At 71.1% G+C, this 18,521-nt stretch carries 12 protein-coding genes; 8 read left to right on the forward strand and 4 right to left on the reverse strand.

Annotated features, from left to right (window positions below):
- Positions 1 to 88 precede the first annotated feature (88 nt).
- Positions 89 to 979: a LysR substrate-binding domain-containing protein gene (locus tag BKK80_RS23330; protein ID WP_071016673.1), complete on the forward strand. Its 891-nt coding sequence runs from the start codon at positions 89 to 91 to the stop codon at positions 977 to 979.
- Positions 980 to 1,022: 43 nt separating this feature from the next.
- Here BKK80_RS23330 and BKK80_RS23335 read toward each other — a convergent pair whose 3' ends face one another.
- A complete protein-coding gene (locus BKK80_RS23335) occupies positions 1,023 to 2,135 on the reverse strand; it encodes a helix-turn-helix transcriptional regulator (protein WP_071016671.1) in 1,113 nt (370 codons plus the stop codon).
- Positions 2,136 to 2,498: 363 nt separating this feature from the next.
- Positions 2,499 to 4,931 carry a mechanosensitive ion channel family protein gene (locus tag BKK80_RS23340; RefSeq protein ID WP_071071504.1) on the reverse strand — a complete coding sequence of 811 codons (2,433 nt, stop codon included), beginning with the start codon at positions 4,929 to 4,931 and terminating at the stop codon, positions 2,499 to 2,501.
- Positions 4,932 to 5,250: 319 nt separating this feature from the next.
- Here BKK80_RS23340 and BKK80_RS23345 point away from each other — a divergent pair, with 319 nt between their 5' ends.
- The 5 genes from BKK80_RS23345 (at position 5,251) to BKK80_RS23365 (ending at position 10,936) form a co-directional block, all read left to right on the forward strand.
- On the forward strand, positions 5,251 to 5,784 hold the full coding sequence (locus BKK80_RS23345) for a hypothetical protein (RefSeq protein WP_157903323.1): 534 nt from the start codon (positions 5,251 to 5,253) through the stop codon (positions 5,782 to 5,784).
- Between the two features lie 183 nt (positions 5,785 to 5,967).
- A complete protein-coding gene (locus BKK80_RS23350; RefSeq protein WP_071016668.1) occupies positions 5,968 to 6,750 on the forward strand; it encodes an SDR family NAD(P)-dependent oxidoreductase in 783 nt (260 codons plus the stop codon).
- 77 nt (positions 6,751 to 6,827) lie between these two features.
- Positions 6,828 to 8,405, forward strand: coding sequence for a fatty acid--CoA ligase (locus BKK80_RS23355; protein ID WP_071016666.1), 1,578 nt, complete (start codon positions 6,828 to 6,830; stop codon positions 8,403 to 8,405).
- A gap of 1,477 nt (positions 8,406 to 9,882) precedes the next feature.
- A complete protein-coding gene (locus tag BKK80_RS37235; protein WP_071016664.1) occupies positions 9,883 to 10,599 on the forward strand; it encodes a helix-turn-helix transcriptional regulator in 717 nt (238 codons plus the stop codon).
- A gap of 64 nt (positions 10,600 to 10,663) precedes the next feature.
- Complete coding sequence (locus BKK80_RS23365; protein ID WP_071071506.1) at positions 10,664 to 10,936, forward strand: DUF7696 family protein; 273 nt, start codon at positions 10,664 to 10,666, stop codon at positions 10,934 to 10,936.
- 73 nt (positions 10,937 to 11,009) lie between these two features.
- On the opposite strand, the gene BKK80_RS23370 is transcribed toward BKK80_RS23365, so the two are convergent.
- A complete protein-coding gene (locus BKK80_RS23370; RefSeq protein ID WP_071039510.1) occupies positions 11,010 to 12,245 on the reverse strand; it encodes an acyl-CoA dehydrogenase family protein in 1,236 nt (411 codons plus the stop codon).
- 105 nt (positions 12,246 to 12,350) lie between these two features.
- Positions 12,351 to 13,517 (reverse strand): acyl-CoA dehydrogenase family protein, encoded by a 1,167-nt coding sequence (locus tag BKK80_RS23375; protein WP_071016659.1) that lies wholly within the window; start codon positions 13,515 to 13,517, stop codon positions 12,351 to 12,353.
- A gap of 249 nt (positions 13,518 to 13,766) precedes the next feature.
- On the opposite strand from BKK80_RS23375, the gene BKK80_RS23380 reads away from it, so the two are divergent.
- Positions 13,767 to 15,311, forward strand: coding sequence for an AMP-binding protein (locus BKK80_RS23380; RefSeq protein WP_071039511.1), 1,545 nt, complete (start codon positions 13,767 to 13,769; stop codon positions 15,309 to 15,311).
- A gap of 202 nt (positions 15,312 to 15,513) precedes the next feature.
- Entirely contained in the window at positions 15,514 to 18,300 is a 2,787-nt protein-coding gene (locus BKK80_RS23385; protein WP_071071508.1) for a winged helix-turn-helix domain-containing protein, read from the forward strand.
- Positions 18,301 to 18,521 lie beyond the last annotated feature (221 nt).

An 18,521-nucleotide genomic window follows, 5' to 3' on the forward strand; every position in this document is an offset into this window, starting at 1 on the left:
GGCGTCGCGATGTCGGCCAAGAGTAGATCAGCGGGGCTATCGCGTCTAATATTAGATTTTTAGCTTTCGATATTCAGGCGATATCAGCATGGATCTGCGCCAACTGCAGCAGTTCGTCGCGCTGGCCGAGACCGGCAACTTCCACCGTGCCGCCGAGCGGCTGCACATGGCGCAGCCGCCCTTGTCGATCTCGATGCGCCGGCTGGAGGAACAGCTCGGCACGCCGCTGTTCGTGCGCACGTCGCGCGGCGTGCGGCTGACCCAGGCCGGCGAGGCCGCGCTGGACGATGCGCGGCGCGCGCTGTTCCACGCCGGGCAGGCGCGCGCGGCGGTGCTGGCGGCGGCGCACGGGGAGCGCGGCGCGCTGCGCGTGGGCTTCGTCGGCTCCGCCACCTATGCCTTGCTGCCCAAGCTGATTCCCGCCTTCCGCGCCGCCCACCCCGGCATCGAACTGGTGCTGCACGAGTCCACCACGGCCGCCATCCTGGAGCGGCTGGAGCGGCATGAGCTCGACGCCGGCCTGGTGCGCGTGCCCATCCTCAACGCCGGCACCTTCGCCCTGACACCGCTGGAGGAGGATGTCTTCCTGGCGGCCGTGCACGCCGACAGCCCGCTCGCGCAGCGCGAAGCGGTGGCCTTGCGCGAACTGGCGGACGAGCCCTTCATCATGCACCCCAGCGCCGACGTGCCCAACCTCCATGCGGTGACCATGATGCTGTGCCAGCGCGCCGGCTTCGTGCCGCGCGTGGCGCAGGAGGCGGTGCAGGTGCAGACCATCGTCAGCCTGGTGGAAAGCGGGCTGGGCGTGGCGCTGGTGCCGAGCGTGGCGGCACGCTATGCCAACCGGCGCGTGCGCTTCCTGCCGCTGTCGAGCCCGCGCCCGGCCGGGCGCATCGGCATCGCGCTGGCGACGCGGCCGGACGGCGACGAGCGCCAGGTCAGGCGCTTCGTGCAGGTTGCCTGCGCGGCGGTACGCTAGCGCAGCCCGACGCGTTGGCGGGAGGCAGGAGCGGGCCGGGAACTCAGGTGGTGGCGCCGCGCCGGCCGCGCGGCGCCGGCAGGCCGGGGGCGCCGCCTCGCTCCAGCGCCACGCCGGGCAGCAGGTGCAGCAGCCGCACCAGTTCTGCCTGGCGGTGCGTGCCGGTCTTGCGCAGGATGTCGCGGATGTGTACGCGTACCGTGTGCGGCGAAAGGAATTCGCGCTCGGCAATCTCCTGCAGCGTCTCGCCGGCGGCGAGGCGGATGGCGACGATGCTCTCCTTGCGCGACAGGCCGAACAGCGAGCTGAGCACCGAGGTGTCGAGCACCGAGCGCGATTCGGAATTGCCCATCAGCAGCATGGCGACCGGAAGCTGCCAGGCGCTTTCCACGGTCTGGCGCGATATCAGCGGCATCATGATCAGCGGCACCGGCTGGCCGCCTGAGGTGACGTGCATCCAGGAGCCCGCCGAGGCGCCACCGTCGCGGCCCTGCACCGCGCCGTCCAGCAGCTGGCGCAGCACCGATTGCAGGGCATCCGCGCGTGCGCGCAGCTTGCCGTCCACCAGGGCCAGGTTGGCGTCGGCCCGCACCAGCGCTTCCGCCCAGCTGTTGCAGTAGCGCACCCGCATATCGCCTTGCAGCACCATCACGCCGAAATCCAGCGTGTCCAGGCTGGCCAGCCCGAGCGCCGCCATGCCGCTCAGCTCGACGTTGCGTTGCTGCAGGCGCGCGGCGCGTGCCCAGTGCGGCAGCACCTGGGTCAGGCGGCGGTGGCGGTGCTGTTCGTCCAGGTCCTGGCGGCCGGAGCGCGCGCCGCTCATCAGCACGCACACCTCGTCGCTGTCGTACAGCCGCACGCCCGCGGCCAGGTCGGCATGCTCGCGCAGGCCCGGGCCGCCGGCAGGTGCGATCTCGCCTTCGCTCAAGGCGCCGGGGAGTTCGTTGCCGCCTGGCGAGAAACTGCCGTGCGGGGTCATGCCGAGCCGCGTGACACGCACCAGCTTGTCCCAGACCACGTAGCGCGGGTGATCGGTGCAGGTGTACTGCGAGAAGCGGTCCAGCGCTTCGGGCAGCATGGTGACGTCGAGGGCTGACTCGTAGATGGAATCCACCAGGCGGTGGAAGTCCTCGTCAGGCGACGGAAGCTCACCCATTTTGATTTCCCCGGAGGCAAGGCGCCTCCTCAACTCTTATTCGCCGCGGCCGGCCGGCGCCACGGTCCTTTGTTATCGGTGTGCGTTGCCTCGTTCTGCCACAGACGGGTGGCAGCCTGCCGCGGACGTGCGCACGGGCGTCCGGGGCTTCGCTTCTGCGTGGCGTTGGTAACCGGCACACCTTCCTCGAATCGGGGGGCGGGAAGGGTGCACCGGTCCGGTGCCGTGCGCCGTCCCCGCGGCGCCCGGCCATGTTAGCGTCGACTATCCGATTCCTCAAATTGTTTCGCGAGCCGGGCGGAGGTGGCTATGGCGTACCGGCAACAGTGGGGCGGGGCAGGGTGCACGCGTGAGAGCCTTTCGTCATATTTTCGACGCACCCCGAACTTTGGCTGCCTTGCCGCGTGCCGCAGCACCGGTCGCAGCATCGGTCGTCGCAGCGGTCGTCGCAGCGGTCCCAGTATCCCTTGCCGCCGGCGCGGGCTGCGTCGCCCGGGCGGCCTTGGTCTGCGGCGCCTCCTGTGGGGCCTCCTGTGGAGCCTCCTGTGGCGCGGCACCGTCTCCGGCCTGCGTGGCCATGCGTACCACCATCTGCTGCGTGGCCAGGCCGATGCCGTTCTCATCGAACTTCCGCTTGAGGCGGGCATTGAAGGCGCGCGTGACCTCCGACTGCATCAGCGGCTGTGTCTTGAACTGGGCCAGCACCACCGGACCATTCGGCCCGAGCTGGTCCAGGCCGAGCACGTCCAGGCCGGACAGGAGCTTGCGCGAGTGCCGGTACTCGCGGGCCACTTCGGCGCCGGCCTCCCGGATCAGCTGCAGCGCGCGGTCGAGGTCGCTGTCCGGGGCGATGCCGATGCTCATCACGGCGTAGGCGTAGCCGCGCGACAGGTTCTTGATGGCCTTGATCTGGCTGTAGGGCAGCACGTGTACGGCGCCCTTGCCGTCGCGCAGCTTGACGGTGCGGATGGTCATGGCTTCGACCGCGCCCGCGTGGTCGGGCAGCTCGATCGAGTCACCGATGGCGATGGAGTCCTCGATGACGATGAACAGGCCGGTGATCAGGTCCTGCACCAGGCTCTGCGCGCCGAAGCCGATCGCCAGGCCGACCACGCCGGCGCCGGCCAGCAGCGGCGTGACGTTGACGCCCAGGTTGGCCAGCACGGCGATCAGGGCGACCGTCAGCAGCATCACCAGCAGCGCGTTGCGCACCAGCGGCAGGATGGTCTTGGCGCGCAGGCTGGGCTGCGCGCCACGGCCGTGCGTGGGAGACAGCAGCTGGGTGGTGGCGGTGTCGATCAGCAGCCAGAGCAGCCAGGTCAGCAGCACGGTACCGGTCACGCTGGCCACCGCTTCGCCGATGCGCCGGCCCAGCGGCGAAGCGCGCATCAGGTCCAGCGCCGAGACGTCCCAGACGCGGCCGGCCAGCTCGATGAAGCCACACCAGATCAGCAGCCGCACCAGGGTCAGCGCGAACTTGCCGAAACGGGCCAGGTAGGCCGAGCGCCGCCGGTCGCGGATGCGCGGCGCGCGGTGCGCGGCCTTGGGCGAGCGGCCGCTGACCAGGGTCAGCAGCAGGGCGGCCACGAACAACGCCACCGACGCCACCGTGCGGCGCAGGAATTCGTCGGCATGGCCGCTGGCGAGCACGGTGCCGAACACCGAAGCGACCACCACCGCGAGCACCGGCACGTGCCAGGCGCTGCCGGCGATGCGCAGTAGGTCGACCACGGCCGGGTGGTCCTGGCGGAAGGCCAGCGGCCGGTGGCTGATCAGTTGGCCGACCGGGCGCCGGAAACGCAGGCTGAAGTAGCCGATCAGCAGCGCCGCCGCGATGTTCGCCGTGGTGCCCAGCAGGGCGGCCAGGTTGATGCCCAGCGCGTTGATCACGCGGCCGTCGGTGGCGGCATCGCCCAGCGCCGCCAGCGCGCCGCAGGGGTACAGCAGGCGTGGCGCGTGCACCAGCAGGTCGCGGATCGCGTGGTTGCGGTGGGCGGTGCGGAACACGGTGAAGATCACCTGGCAGGTGGCCGACAGCACCGCGCCGGCGAGAATGCTGTAGGCCACCAGCAGCGCCGCCACGCTGGCCGGGGAACGGGCGAAGGCGCGATAGGCCAGCAGGAAGGTCAGCACGAAGGCCGCCACCCACGGGCCGATGCGGCGCAGCATGTAGAAGCTGACATCGAGCCAGGAGGGAAGCGCCGGCAGCTGGGCATGCGCCGCGGGGCCGAGCCGCCGGTCGCGCAGGCGCCGCGCCAGCTCCCACAGCAGCCAGCCGGTCAGCGCCCAGGCGGCGATGACCAGGCTGAACTCGCGCAGCGAGTCGAGCGCGCTGCGCGTGCCGTGCGCGGTCACCGCCGCCTGCCATTCCTCGGCGGCGAAGCCGAGGCGCCAGGTCCAGTAGTGCCAGGGCCCGCGATCGTTGACGCGCAGCCGGGCGTCGACGTGGTCCATGGCCTCGGCCAGTGCGCCGATCAGGCCGGCCCCGGCCGGCTGCGCGGCGCTGGCCGGCACGGCCGATGCCGCCAGTCCTTTGCGCACGGCTTGCAACTGGCCGACCAGGGCCTCGCGCTGCTTGTCGTTCTGCAGCGTGCCGATCACCTGATCCAGCGATTGCGCCAGTGCCTCGCTGGCGGGCGCGGCGGGCTGCGACGCGGCCGGGACGGCGGTGCCGGTCAGTGCCGCCAGCGTCGGCGGTGCGGCCGTGGCCGGCAGGGGCAGGTAGGCGAACAGGGCCAGCGTGGCCAGCAGGGAGATCGCGCGACAGGACAGGAGAGACGACAGGAGTTTCCGCATGAGGTATGGCGTATCGGCGCCCGTGGCCGTGGTGGAGGTTATCCAGCACCCGGCACGGGCATCTCCGTCACTGTAGCGCAGGAAGCGGCGCGCGTCGGCGCAGGGACCGCATGACGCACATTGTCCCCGTCCTCGCGGCTTTCTCGCCCCTCCGGGCGCGACAACGTCAACGGCAGTCGCCCGCGCGCCGTTCTCGCCATGGGAGGCGCGCCCCGGCACGCGCCTGCCGGCGTGCGGCGCTCCGCTTCGCGGCGGTCCCGCATTCGCCCAGGTGCAGTCGTGTCCGGCTCAACCGTAGCCCACTGCAGGAGTTCCCCCTATGCGCCAAGCGTCTTCCGCCCAGCGACCCGCTGGCTCTCCCCGATCCTGGTGCCGCGCCGGCCTGCTGGCCGCGCTGCTGTTCGCCGCCGCAGGCGGCCAGGCCGTCCTGGCGCAGGGCGCCCCGGCGGCCGGCCAGGCCCCGACCGGTACCTGCAAGGACGGTTCCAGCTATTACGGCGCCAGCAAGCATGGTGCCTGCGCGCACCACGGTGGCGTGAAGGACTGGTACGGCGCCAGCGCGCCGAAGGCCAGTGGCGCCGCACCGGCTCCGGCGGCTGCAGCACCCGCCGCACCGGCGGCGCCCGCACCGGCCGCTGCCGCTCCGGCTCCCGCAGCCAAGCCGGCAGCCAAGGCCATGCCGGCGGCGGCCCCCGGCGGCGGCCCCGGCCAGGTCTGGGCCAACACCGATTCCAAGGTGTATCACTGCCCGGGCACCAAGTGGTACGGCAGGACCAAGCACGGGCAGTACATGAGCGAGTCGCAGGCGACCTCGCAGGGCTTCAAGGCCGATCACGGCAAGGCCTGCGGCTGACGCGCGCTACGGCGCGGCGGTGCCGCGCCGCGCGGGCTTCCCGCATTCGTCGCTTCCGACGATGCGGGCAATGCGCCAATCCCCGAATCTCCATACCAGTCCGGCAGCGGCGTCCATGGCGGCGGCTGCCGGCTCCTACAACACCGGCGGCGCGCCAGCGGCGTGCCGCCCCCTGGAGACGGTATGGAACTCAATGCATCGGTGTCCGCGGTGGTGACCGGCGGTGCCTCCGGCCTGGGCGAAGCGACCGCGCGCGCGCTGGCCGCGCACGGCGTGCGCGTGGCCCTGTTCGACCTGAACGCGGAGAAGGGCGAGGCAGTGGCGCGTGAGCTCGGCGGCGTGTTCTGCCGCGTCGATGTCACCTCGGAAGAACAGGTCGAGGCAGGCTTCGCCAAGGCACGCGCGGCCATCGGCCAGGAGCGCATCCTGGTCAACTGCGCGGGTACCGGCAACGCCTTCAAGACCGCCTCGCGCGCCAAGGAAGCGCCCGACCAGATCAAGTTCTTCCCCTCGGACGCCTTCGAGCGCATCATCCAGATCAACCTGATCGGCACCTTCCGCTGCATCGCCCGCTCCGCCGCCGGCATGCTGACGCTGGACGCGCGCGGCGACGACCGCGGCGTGATCATCAACACCGCCTCGGTGGCGGCCCAGGACGGCCAGATCGGGCAGGCCGCCTACTCCGCCTCGAAGGCCGGCGTGGTCGGCATGACGCTGCCGATCGCGCGCGATCTCTCCGGCGAAGGCATCCGTGTCAACACCATCCTGCCGGGCATCTTCAACACGCCGCTGCTGCAGGGCGCGCCGGAGAACGTCAAGGCCGCGCTGGCCGCCTCGGTGCCCTACCCCAAGCGCCTGGGCCAGCCGGAAGAGTTCGCCTCGCTGGCGGTCGAGATGTGCCGCAACGGCTATTTCAACGGGGAAGCAGTGCGGCTGGACGGCGCCATCCGCATGGCGCCGCGCTGAGCGCGATCCGTGGCACGGCGGGGCGGCGCTCCGCCGCAGCCTGCGCGCGGCCTGCGCGCACAGCAAGGGAGACCCGGATGGACTACAACTACCTGGCGACGCTGCCGGCGGCGGTGCGCCATTTCGCCCGCACGCGCGGCGCGGCGGTCGCCTATGACTTCGAAGGCCGCCACACCACCTATACGGAGCTCGACCGCCACACCGATCAGGTCGCGCGCGCGCTGCAGGCAGACGGCGTGCGCGCGGGAGACCGCATCGCCTATGTCGGCAAGAACAGCGACCACTACTTCGAGCTGCTGCTGGGCGCGGGCAAGCTCGGCGCCGTCATGGTGCCGGTGAGCTGGCGCCTGGCGCCGCCCGAGGTGGCCTTCATCGCCGGCCACTGCGACGCGGCGATGCTGTTTGCGGGCCCCGAATCCTCGGCGCTGGTGCGCGAACTGCTGCCCGGCCTGCCGCTGGTGCGCAAGGTGTTCGCCATGGAAGGCGGCGAGCCCGGGTGGGCGGACTACGCCGGCTGGCGCGACGCGCAGCCCGCCGACCCGCTCGCGCACGAGGCGGCGCCGCATGACGTGGTGCTGCAGCTCTATACCTCGGGTACCACGGGGCGGCCCAAGGGGGCGATGCTGACGCACCGCAACCTCACCGCCGGCACTCTTGCCAGCGAGATGGAGAACATCCCGTGGTCGCGCTGGAGCGCCGACGATGTCTCGCTGGTGGCGATGCCGGTCGCGCATATCGGCGGCTCTGGCTGGGGGCTGCGCAACCTGCTGTCCGGCGCCAAGGGTGTGATCGCGCGCGAGTTCGACCCGCGCGCGGTGCTCGACTTCATCGAGCGCGACCGCGTCAGCAAGCTGTTCCTGGTGCCCGCCGCCATGCAGATCGTGCTGCGCGATCCGCGCGCGCGGCAGGTCGACTACTCGCGCCTGAAGTACCTGCTGTACGGCGCCGCGCCCATTCCCGCCGCGCTGCTGCGCGAGGGTCTCGAAGTATTCGGCTGCGGCTTCGTGCAGCAGTACGGCATGACCGAGACCACCGGTACGGTGGTGGCCCTGCCACCCGAGGACCACACCACGGAAGACGTGCCGCGCATGCGCGCCGCCGGCAAGCCGCTGCCGGGCTCCGAGGTGGTGGTGGTCGACTGGGAAGGCCGGCATCTTGCGCCGGGCGAGGTCGGAGAACTGATGATCCGCTCGCCGCAGAACATGGCCGGCTACTGGAAACAGCCCGACGAAACCGCGCGCACCATCGACGCCGACGGCTGGCTGCGCACCGGCGATGCCGGCTACCTCGATGCCGATGGCTACGTCTATATCCACGACCGGGTCAAGGACATGATCATCAGCGGGGGCGAGAACGTGTACCCCGCCGAGGTCGAGAGTGCCATCTACGGCCATCCGCAGGTGGCCGACGTGGCCGTGATCGGCGTGCCCGACGAGAAATGGGGGGAGGCGGTCAAGGCCATCGTGGTGCCGCGTCCCGGGGTGGAGCCGGATCGCGATGCCATTATCGCTTGGGCGCGCCAGCGCCTGGCTGGCTTCAAGATCCCCAAGACCATCGAGTTCGTCGATGCGTTGCCGCGCAATCCGTCCGGCAAGCTGCTGCGGCGCAAGTTGCGCGAGCCCTATTGGGAAGGGCTGTCACGGCGCGTCAACTGAGGCGCGATCCGAGGTCGGATGCCACGTGGTGCCTGCCGGTGGGGCGTGGCAACGGCCTGTTTCGACTCCCCTGCGGGGAGCCGGCCAACCGTCGTAACTTGGCGCTTGTCGCGTGGGTTCGAGCGGTGCCGGGTCGCGAGGCAACGACCTGTTTCGACTCCCCCTGCGGGGGAGCCGACCTACTTTCTTGGTCTTGCCCAAGAAAGTAGGCAAAGAAGGCGCGCCGGGTGCGGCTCAAAGACCCCTCGCGTGCTGAGGCAAAGAGCGGCCGGGCCCCAACTCGGATCGCCTTAAGGCGATCCTCAGACAGGGGGCCCTCTTTTCCGCTCTTTGCCTCAGCACGCGAGGCGCCGCACACGGCAGGGAAAAGAAGTCACGCCTCGCTGCGCTTCGGGTGGGCTGTGTTCGGCCAGCTTGCTGGCCGAACACCAATGCACGCGTGACTCGATGCCTTGTCGCTTGTCTTCGGGCGGTGTTGGTGTGCGAGGCAACGGCCTGTTTCGACTCCCCCTGCGGGGGAGCCGACCTACTTTCTTGGTCTTGCCCAAGAAAGTAGGCAAAGAAGGCGCGCCGGGTGCGGCTCAACCCCCCTCGCGTGCTGAGGCAAAGAGCGGCCGGGCCCCAACTCGGATCGCCTTAAGGCGATCCTCAGACAGGGGGCCCTCTAATCCGCTCTTTGCCTCAGCACGCGAGGCGCCGTACACGGCAGGGAACAGATGCCACGCCTCGCTTCGCTTCGGGTGGGGGGTGTTCGGCCAGCTCGCTGGCCGAACACAAAGGCTCAGCCAACCAGGCCGTCACGCAAAAGTGAGCCCGCTCGCAGACCAACGGTTGGCCTTTCCCTCCCGTGTGCGGCGCCTCGCGAATTAGCCCCGGCCGCCGATGAAGCCCGTCCGCTGTCTGAGCGGCCGCAGGCCGCGAGTTCGGACGGGCGCGGCGGACGGGGCCCATTCGCGAGGGGGTTTCGCCGCACCCGGGTCGCCTTTCTTTGCCTACTTTCTTTGGCGAGACCAAGAAAGTAGGTCGGCTCCCCCGCAGGGGAGTCGAAACAGGCCGTTGTCTCGCACACCGACACCGCCCGAAGACAAGCACCAAGACACGAGAGCCAAAACAGGCCGTTGCCCCACACACCGACACCGCTCGAACCCACACGACAAGCGCCAAGCCACGAGAGCCAAAACACACCATCGCCTCGCCCCCCGTAACGCGTCACGTAACCCGTAACATCCCCCCACCGCCAACAGGCAAGCAACGAGACGCCCGGACAACGAGGGGTTGCATGCCGCCAAGCCAGCCCCGGCGCGGCCCTCCGGCCATGCAAGCGACCCCGCGCAGGCACCCCGCCACGCCACGAGCGTTTGGGCATGAGGTTTGCAGAGAGAAGACGACGGCCGTGTTGCCGATGTCCTCACAGCCCAACCTGTACCGAGGGGTGAGCCATGCAAACGAGAATCGCTTGCGCAGATGGCGGTATGCCATGAATGCCCTGCTGCTGGAGTCCAGCCCGCTGCTGCGCATCGCCCTGCAACAGATGCTGCTGGCGACGCCCGGCATCCAGCAGGTTCTCTGCGTGGAACTGGTCGACCTGCTCGGCGGCTATACCGCCCCCCGCGACGAGGTGATGCTGGTGCTCGGCGTGGCGCGCTGGGATCCCCGGGGCGAAGAGATGTTCAAGCTGATCTGCCGCATCATCGGCGCCCGCCATGTGCTGCTGCTGGCCGATCTGTCCTCGCCGGGCCAGATGCCGGCCGCGCCGGTGGCCGGCCGCTTATCGTGGGCGGCCCGCTCGGCCGAGCCCGCCGTGATCGAGGTCGCGATCCAGCGCTGTCTCGCCGGCGTGCTCGGCCAGGGCGGTGCCCGCGGCGCCCCGGATGCGGCGCGCGAAGTCGACGACGCGGACGGAAGTGCCGATGCCGGACAAGGTGCGGGCAAGGACCGGCGCTGGATCATCGCCGAAGCGCACCGGCTGCAGCTGACGGTCCGTCAGTACGAGGTCCTGGTGCTGCTGTCGCGCGGGTATCCGCTCAAGACCATCAGCCGCATGCTCAATATCTCGATGGCGACCGTGAAGACCCATGCACGCATGGTCTACCGCCGCCTGCGCGCGCGCAACAAGGGCGAGGCCGTGTACGCCGCGCGCAGGCTGGGATCCAGGCTGTTGCTGGCCGAGGCGTCGGCGGTGCCGGGGGCATGAGCAGGGGCAGGCGGCCGCGGGGCACGCAGGTGGAACGGAAGACATGACGCAGAGGGAGGGAACCATGCAAGGCAGGACACCAGGGCAAGGCCCGGGCCAGGCGGATATCACGGCCACCATCGACCGCGTGCTGCTGGGCCGGCGCAGCCAGTTCGCCGGGCAGCCGGCGGCCTGGAAGCTCCTGTGCGAAGCCGCTCACGTGGCCACGCTGGAGGAGCCGGCGCGCACCGCCTTCGTCGAACGGGTGGCCGAGCAGCGCGGCGCGGACATCGCGCTGCGCCTGCGGCTGAAGGCGGATGCCCTGCGCGCCGATGCCCTCGAGGCCTGCGGCGCCTGAGGGGGACGCCTGAGGGGGGCGAGGGGGGCGCCGAGATGGGGGAGGAGGGCAGGCCGGCAGCGCCGGCCCGCCTTCACAGCCCGAGCACGAGCTTGGCGATGATATTGCGCTGGATCTCGTTGGAGCCTGCGTAGATCGAGGCCTTGCGATAGTTGAAGTAGCGCGGCGCGACCGGCCCGGCGTAGTCCGGTCCGACGCGCGGGGCCGCCGGGCGGCCCTGCACCTCGGCCCAGGTGTCCTGCACGAAGGGCAGCGCATCGGGGCCGGCGGCCTCGACGGCCAGTTCGCTGATGGCCTGCAGCGTATCGGTGCCGACCAGCTTGAGCATGCTGGACGCGGCGCCGATCGAAGTGCCCGAGGCCACGCCGGAGAAGATGCGCAGCTCCACCGCCTCGAGCGCGGCGGCGCGCAGGTGCAGCTCGGCCAGCTTGCGGCGGAAGGCGGGATCGTCCAGCACGGTGCCGCCGCCGTCGCCCGGCTGGTCGGCGGCGATGCGGGCGACCTTGCCGAGCTGCTGGCGCAGCGTCGGCGCATGGCTGCCGCCGCGCTCGAATTCGAGCAGGTACTTGGCGTAGGTCCAGCCCATGCCTTCCTCGCCGATGCGGTTCTCCACCGGCACGCGCACGTTCTCGAAGAAGACCTGGTTGACCTCCTGCTGGCCCGGCACCGGCCCGTCCAGCGTCGGCAGCGGCGACACCGTGATGCCGGGCGTGCGCATGTCGACCAGCACGAAGCTGATGCCGTCCTGGCGCCGTGCCTCGCGGCCGGTGCGCACCAGGCAGAACATCCAGTCGGCCCACTGCGCGTGCGTGGTCCAGATCTTGGAGCCGTTCAGCACGTAGTGCTCGCCCTGCGCATCGCGGCCGTGGTCGGCGCGCATCTGCAGCGAGGCCAGGTCCGAGCCCGAATTGGGTTCCGAGTAGCCCTGGCACCACCACACGTCCGAGCTCAGGATGGGCGGCAGGAAGCGCGCCTTCTGTTCGGGCGTGCCGAACTTCATGATCACCGGCGCCACCATCTTCAGGCCCATCGGCGATACCGTCGGGCAGCCCGCCGCGGCGGTCTCCGCCTGGAAGATGTAGCGCTGCGCCGGCGTCCAGCCGGGGCCGCCGTATTCGCGCGGCCAGTTCGGCGCGGCCCAGCCGCGCGCGTGCAGCTTCTTCTGCCAGCGCACCTGCCCGGCCTTGTCGAGATAGCCGTTCTTCGACTGGGCCATCAGGGTCTTGAGTTCATCGTCGTAGGCGTCGTCGATCCAGGCGCGCACTTCGTCGCGGAACTGCAGCTCTTCGGCGGAGAATTCGAGTTGCATGGTCAGGCCTCGTTCGGTTCTGGCGGATGGGGCCGGTCGTGTCCGGCCTCATCCGGTGGTATGCGGTGCGGTCGGGCCGCGCTCAGGCAGACACCCAGGCGGCGTTCAGGCAGCGTGCGCCAGGCCGGTCGCGCCGGCGGGATAGAGCAGGTCGGCGTAGCGGCGCAGGTGGTGTTCGGCCGAGCCATGCTGCAGGTCGATCGCGGTGACGCGCTTGAAGTAGTGCCCCACCGCCAGTTCCTCGGTGACGCCCATGCCGCCATGGATCTGCACCGCGGCCTGGCCGACGAACTTGCCGCCCAGGCCGGCCTGGGCCTTGGCCGCGCTGGCCGCCAGCGCGCGCTCGCGTGGCGAGGCGCCGGCCTGCATCGCGGCCACCAGGCTCAGCGCCGAGGCCTGCTCGGCCTGCACGTACATATCGGCCATGCGGTGCTGCAGCGCCTGGAAGGTGCCGATCGGCACGCCGAACTGCTTGCGCTGGCGCGCGTAGTCCACGGTGTCGGCGAGCATGCGCTGCATGGCGCCGGCGGCCTCCGCGGCCAGCGCGGCCAGCGCCTGGTCGTTCAGGTGCTCGACCAGCGCGAAGGCGGCGCCGGCTTCGCCGATGACGTCGGCGGCGCCGACCTCGACCTGGTCGAGGTCGAGCTCGGCGGCGCGGGCGCCGTCGATGGTCGGGTACTCGCGCAGGCTCAGGCCGCGCGCTTCGCGCGGAATCCAGAACAGGCTGATGCCGTCGCTATCGCGGCGCGCGCCGGCGCTGCGTGCGCTGACGACGAAATGGGTGGCCCAGGGCGCGGCCACCACGCCGCGCTTGCGGCCGGACAGGCGCCAGCCCTGGCCCTGCCGTTCGGCGCGGGTCTGCACGTCGCTCAGGCAGTAGCGGCCGGCCGGCTCGGCGTGGGCCCAGGCGGCCACCGCCTCGCCGCCGATCAGCGCCGGCACCCAGGCCTGCGCCAGCGCCGGACTGCCTTCGGCCAGTGCGCCCGCGCCCAGCACGATGCTGGACAGGTAGGGCTCGACCACCAGGTGGCGGCCGAACAGCTCCATCACGATCGCATGTTCCACGGCGCCGCCGCCCAGGCCGCCGAAGCGCTCCGGCAGCCCGGCGCCCAGCAGCCCGAGCTGGCTGGCGAGCGCCTTCCAGATGGCCGGCCGCCAGCCGGCGGCCGAATGCACGCCGGCCTGGCGCGCCTCGAAGTCATAGTGGTCGGCCAGGAAGCGCGCCAGCGTGTCGCGCAGCATCGCCTGTTCTTCGCTGAATTGGAAATCCACCGCTGTCCTCCACGGGTTGGGCGCGGCACTCGGGCATGCCGCGGCATCCGGCCATTATCCCGGTGCGGCGGCGGCCCGCATCGTCGGTTGCGACGAATCCCGGCCGGCGCGGCGCGCCCGGCGGCCGCGCATGGCGCGGCGCAGCATCGGCGCGATCGTCGCTTCCGACGATGCCGGCGCCGGGGTGCGCTGCCGAGAATGCCCGCAACGGCCGTCGCGGCCCGCCAGACCTAGCCGAGGAGAGGTTCCATGCATCCGTATGTCCATGCGCAGCGCAGCCCGGAGAAACCGGCGGTGATCATGTCGTCCGGCGCCACCGTCACCTACCGGGAGCTCGACGAACGTTCCAACCAGGTGGCCCGGCTGTTGCGCGACCTCGGGCTGCGCCCGGGCGACCGCGTGGCGTTCCTGATGGAGAACCACCCGCGCCTGTTCGAACTGTGCTGGGGCGCGCAGCGTTCGGGCATCATCTACGTCTGCATCAGCACGCGCCTGACCGCCGCCGAGGCCGCCTACATCGTGCAGGACAGCGGGGCGCAGCTGCTGGTGACCACCCATGCCCAGGCCGCCACCGCGCGCGAGCTCGCCACGCGCCTGCCCGGCCTGCGCGCGCTGCTGATGATGGACGGCACCATCGACGGCTACGATGCCTACGAGACCACGCTGGCACAGTACCCGGCCTGGCGCATCGAGGACGAGACCACCGGCGGCGACATGCTCTATTCGTCCGGCACCACGGGCCGGCCCAAGGGCGTGTTCTCGCCGCCCGCCGATCCCCGCATCGATGCCCCGACCTCGCTGGTCGAGCTGTGCCGCGGCCGCTACGGCTTCAGCGCCGACTCGCGCTACCTGTCGCCGGCGCCGCTGTACCATGCGGCGCCGCTGCGCTACAACCTGGCGGTGCAGGCGCTGGGCGGCACCTCGGTGGTGATGGATCATTTCGATGCCGAGCAGTACCTGCAGCTGGTGCAGGCGCACCGCATCACCCACACCCAGCTGGTACCGACCATGTTCTCGCGGATGCTGAAGCTGCCGCAGGCGGCGCGCGAGCGCTACGACCTGTCCTCGCTGCGCTTCGCCGTGCATGCCGCCGCGCCGTGCCCGGTGCAGGTCAAGGAGCAGATGATCGGCTGGTGGGGTCCGATCATCTGGGAGTACTACGCCGGCACCGAAGGCAACGGCTCGACCTCGGTCGACTCGCAGGAGTGGATGGCACGCAAGGGCACCGTGGGTCGCGCGTCGATCGGCACGCTGCGCATCTGCGACGACGGCGGCGAGGTGCTGCCGCCCGGCGAGCCGGGCATCATCTACTTCGCCGACGGGCGCAGCTTCCAGTACCACAACGACCCGGACAAGACCGCGCAGGCGCGCCATCCGCACCAGGCCGGCTGGACCACGCTGGGCGACATCGGCTACCTCGACGCGGACGGCTACCTGTTCCTGACCGACCGCCAGGCCAATATGATCATCTCCGGCGGGGTCAATATCTACCCGCAGGAAGCGGAGAACCTGCTGATGACCCACCCCAAGGTGCTGGACGTCGCGGTCATCGGCGTGCCCAACGACGATTTCGGCGAGGAGGTCAAGGCGGTGGTGCAGCCGCTCGACATGGCGCAGGCCGGCCCGGCCCTGGCCGAGGAGCTGGTGGCCTTCTGCCGCGCGCAGCTGTCCGCCATCAAGTGCCCGCGTTCGGTGGACTTCGTGCCGGAACTGCCGCGCCTGCCCACCGGCAAGCTGCTCAAGCGCCTGCTGCGCGACCGCTACTGGGAGGGGCGCGGCAGCAAGCTGGTGTGAGCGCGGCCCGTGTCCGCTGCCTCGGGCGGATTTACGCCATAATCCTTGGTTCGACAAGATGGAAGCCGGCCGGCACAGGGCGGCCCTTCGGCCCTCCGGTCTTTCCCCGCGCAGGCCGGCATGCCCGGCCGCGCGATGAACTGACCCGACGAGATGGCACGGATGGCGCGGCAAGGCCGCGCGGCGACACGGCGAATGGCGCATGGCGAGTAGCGAGGAGACCAGTGGGCGCACGGCCCCGGACAGGAGTGGCGCAGCATTGCTGGCGAAGCTCCGTCCGCCCGTGCCGAGTCCATACCAGGTGCAGCGCGAGCGGATCTGCGAGTCCGTATGCGCGGCCGACTTCGTCAAGCTGGTGCTGGTGCGGGCACCGGCCGGCTTCGGCAAGACCACGGCGATGCTGCAGTGCAGGGCGCGCCTGGAGGCGGGCGGGGTGCCCACCGCCTGGCTGACGCTCGATCGTGCCGACAACGACGTCGGCAGGTTCCTCGCCTCGCTCGAGGCCGCCTTCGACCAGATGCGGCGCGCCGCCGGCCGGCCGCGCGCGCGGACCGCCGCCGGGCGTTCGGCCGGCGAGCGCGCACTGGCCCTGATCGACCGCATGGCGGGGCTGGGCGGGAAGGATGGCCGTTTCGCATTGTTCCTGGACGACTTCGAGGCGATCCAGGATCCGGCCGTGACCGACCTGCTGTGGCAGCTGGTGGAAGCGCTGCCCCACGGCGCGCGCCTGGTGCTCGGCAGCCGCTGGGTGCCGCAGCGCGGCCTGGGGCGGCTGCGCGCGCGCGGCGAACTGCTGGAGATCGAACCGGCCGAGCTGCGCTTCACCGCCGCGGAAAGCGCCGCCTTCCTGGTGCGGGCGCGCGGCCTGGCGCTGCCGGCCGCGGCGGTGAACAGCCTGCACCGGCGCACCGAAGGCTGGGCCACGGCACTGTGGCTGGCCTCGGTGGCGCTGGAGCGGCGCCCGCACCCGGAGGCCTTCATCGCCGGCTTCTCGGGTACCGACGCGGCCATCGCCGACTACCTGCTCGAAGACGTCTTCCTGCACCTGCCGCAGGCGGTGCGCGGCTTCCTGTTGCGCACGGCCGTCCTCGACGAGCTGAGTGCGCCGCTGTGCGATGCGCTGCGCGCGGCCGCCGGGGAGGCGCGAGACAGCGCCGAGATCCTGGCCTGGCTGGAGCGCGCCAACCTGTTCCTGATCCCGCTCGACGGTGCCCGCGAGGCAGCCGGCGGCCCTGCCGCCGTCGCGGGCGGACCCGCGCGCTGGTACCGCTACCACAGCCTGTTCTCGGATTTCCTGCGCGCGCAGCCGGCCGCTGCCGGGCCGGACCAGCTGCCGGCGATGCATCTGGCGGCTTCGCAATGGTTCGCCACGCAGGGCCGGCCGGTGCCCGCCATCGAGCATGCGCTGGCCGCCGGCGACAGCGGCCGCGCGCTGCCGCTGCTGCGCGACAATGTCGACGACCTGCTGGCGCAGGGCCGCATGCGCCTGCTGGCGCGCTGGCTGGGCTCGGTGCCAGCCGGCGGGCTGGCCGCATGGCCCAAGCTGCAGATCGCGCAGGTGTGGGCGGTGTCCTTCACGCGGGGGCCGTCCGATGCCATCGCGCTGCTGCAGGCCATCGACCCGGGCGCGTGCGAGCCCGAGGTGCAAGCCCACGTGCGCGCGCTGCGCCATATGCTGCTGCACATGATGGACCGCTTCGACGAGGCGCGCGCCGCCAGCCGCGACGATCCGCTGCCCCTGCCGATGGGCTATCCGTTCCCCGATTCCATCCTGGCCACCTCCATGGCACGGCTGGCCGCGGTCAGGGGCGACTACCGCGAGGCACGCCGCCTGCTGGCGCTGGCCCGCCAGGCGGTGCATGGTTCGGACAGCAACTTCAACAAGATCTTCTCGGAGTCGGTGGAGGGCCTGATCGACCTGCGGCAAGGGCGCCTGCAACAGGCGCTGGCGCGCTTCCGCGTGGCCGCCAGCACCATGCTGCCCAACCGCTACGGACCGACCAACGGCAATGCCATGGCCTGCCTGCTGCTGGCCGAGGCGCTTTACGAAAGCAACCACTGCGAGCGCGCCGAGCGCCTGCTCAACGTCTATGTGCCGCTGGCGCGCGACCTGGGCCTGCCCGATCAGATCATCTCCGGCCATATCGTGCTGGCGCGCATCGCCTTCGAGCGCGGCGAGGCCGACCAGGCCTACCAGTGGCTCGCCGGCCTGGAGCATCTCGGCCATCATCGCAGCCTGCCGCGCCTGGTGCAGAGCGCCTTGCTGGAGCGCGGCCGGCTGGCCCTGCTGCAAGGCAACCGGCATGCGGCGGCCGATGCGCTGCAGCGCGCCAGCGATCCGGACCTGTGGAAGACGCGCGCCGGCGTGACTTCATTCGCCAACGACGTGGAGAATGTCGCGCTGGCGCAGTTGCGCCTGGATCTCGCCAACGGGCCAGCGCCGGCCGCGCGCGAGGCCATCACGCGCGAGCTCGCCGCGGCCCGCCGCGGCGAGCTGATGCGGCGCGCGCTGAAGCTGCGCGTGCTGCAGGCCGTGGCGTGGGAGCGCGAGGGCGACGAGGCCAGGGCGCGCGAGGCGATGGCGGAGACGGTGCGCTTCTGTGCCACCGAAGGCTTCGTGCGCATCGTCGCCGACGAAGGCGCGGTGGCACGGCGTCTCGCCGCGCAGGCGGTGCAGGACGCCGGCGACACCTTGCCCGCCGCTTATGCCCAGCGCCTGCTGCAGGCCTGCGCGCCGGAGCGGTCCGCTGAGCAGGCGGCAGCCCCGCAGGCGGCGCCCACGCGTGCGGCGCTGCCCGAGCCGCTGACCCCCAAGGAGGAGAAGGTGCTGCACCTGCTTGCCGAGGGCTTCTCCAACGTGGCCATGGCCGAGCGCCTGTTCGTGTCCGAGACCACGGTGCGCACCCACCTGCGCAATATCAGCGCCAAGCTGCGCGCCAGCAACCGCACCCAGGCCGTGGCGATCGCGCGGCAGCTAGGGTTGCTGTAGTCCACGGAATCACGGAAACCGGCCGGAGCCGGCCGCGCCGTGCGGGCGCGCCGCGGGGCGGGGGCAAACGCTCGCCATCGTGCGCATTGCGCCTGGCGGCGCTTCCCGCATGGCATGTCCATCAGCTCTCGTTTCACTGATGTGATGCTTGCCATACATGAAAAGTGGCGCATACGACGCGACTTTCAAATATCACTCAAGGAGCCGCCTGCGCGCTCCGT

Source organism: Cupriavidus malaysiensis (assembly GCF_001854325.1).
GTDB classification, from domain to species: domain Bacteria; phylum Pseudomonadota; class Gammaproteobacteria; order Burkholderiales; family Burkholderiaceae; genus Cupriavidus; species Cupriavidus malaysiensis.

What these genes read in the sequence shown, in the direction of transcription:
- BKK80_RS23335 (WP_071016671.1), bottom strand. Translation starts at nt 2,135, where the DNA reads ATGGGTGAGCTTCCGTCGCCTGACGAGGACTTCCACCGCCTGGTGGAT.
- BKK80_RS23380 (WP_071039511.1), top strand. Translation starts at nt 13,767, where the DNA reads ATGCATCCGTATGTCCATGCGCAGCGCAGCCCGGAGAAACCGGCGGTG.
- BKK80_RS23330 (WP_071016673.1), top strand. Translation starts at nt 89, where the DNA reads ATGGATCTGCGCCAACTGCAGCAGTTCGTCGCGCTGGCCGAGACCGGC.
- BKK80_RS23340 (WP_071071504.1), bottom strand. Translation starts at nt 4,931, where the DNA reads ATGCGGAAACTCCTGTCGTCTCTCCTGTCCTGTCGCGCGATCTCCCTG.
- BKK80_RS23345 (WP_157903323.1), top strand. Translation starts at nt 5,251, where the DNA reads ATGCGCCAAGCGTCTTCCGCCCAGCGACCCGCTGGCTCTCCCCGATCC.
- BKK80_RS23355 (WP_071016666.1), top strand. Translation starts at nt 6,828, where the DNA reads ATGGACTACAACTACCTGGCGACGCTGCCGGCGGCGGTGCGCCATTTC.
- BKK80_RS23350 (WP_071016668.1), top strand. Translation starts at nt 5,968, where the DNA reads ATGGAACTCAATGCATCGGTGTCCGCGGTGGTGACCGGCGGTGCCTCC.
- BKK80_RS23365 (WP_071071506.1), top strand. Translation starts at nt 10,664, where the DNA reads ATGCAAGGCAGGACACCAGGGCAAGGCCCGGGCCAGGCGGATATCACG.
- BKK80_RS23370 (WP_071039510.1), bottom strand. Translation starts at nt 12,245, where the DNA reads ATGCAACTCGAATTCTCCGCCGAAGAGCTGCAGTTCCGCGACGAAGTG.
- BKK80_RS37235 (WP_071016664.1), top strand. Translation starts at nt 9,883, where the DNA reads ATGAATGCCCTGCTGCTGGAGTCCAGCCCGCTGCTGCGCATCGCCCTG.
- BKK80_RS23385 (WP_071071508.1), top strand. Translation starts at nt 15,514, where the DNA reads ATGGCGAGTAGCGAGGAGACCAGTGGGCGCACGGCCCCGGACAGGAGT.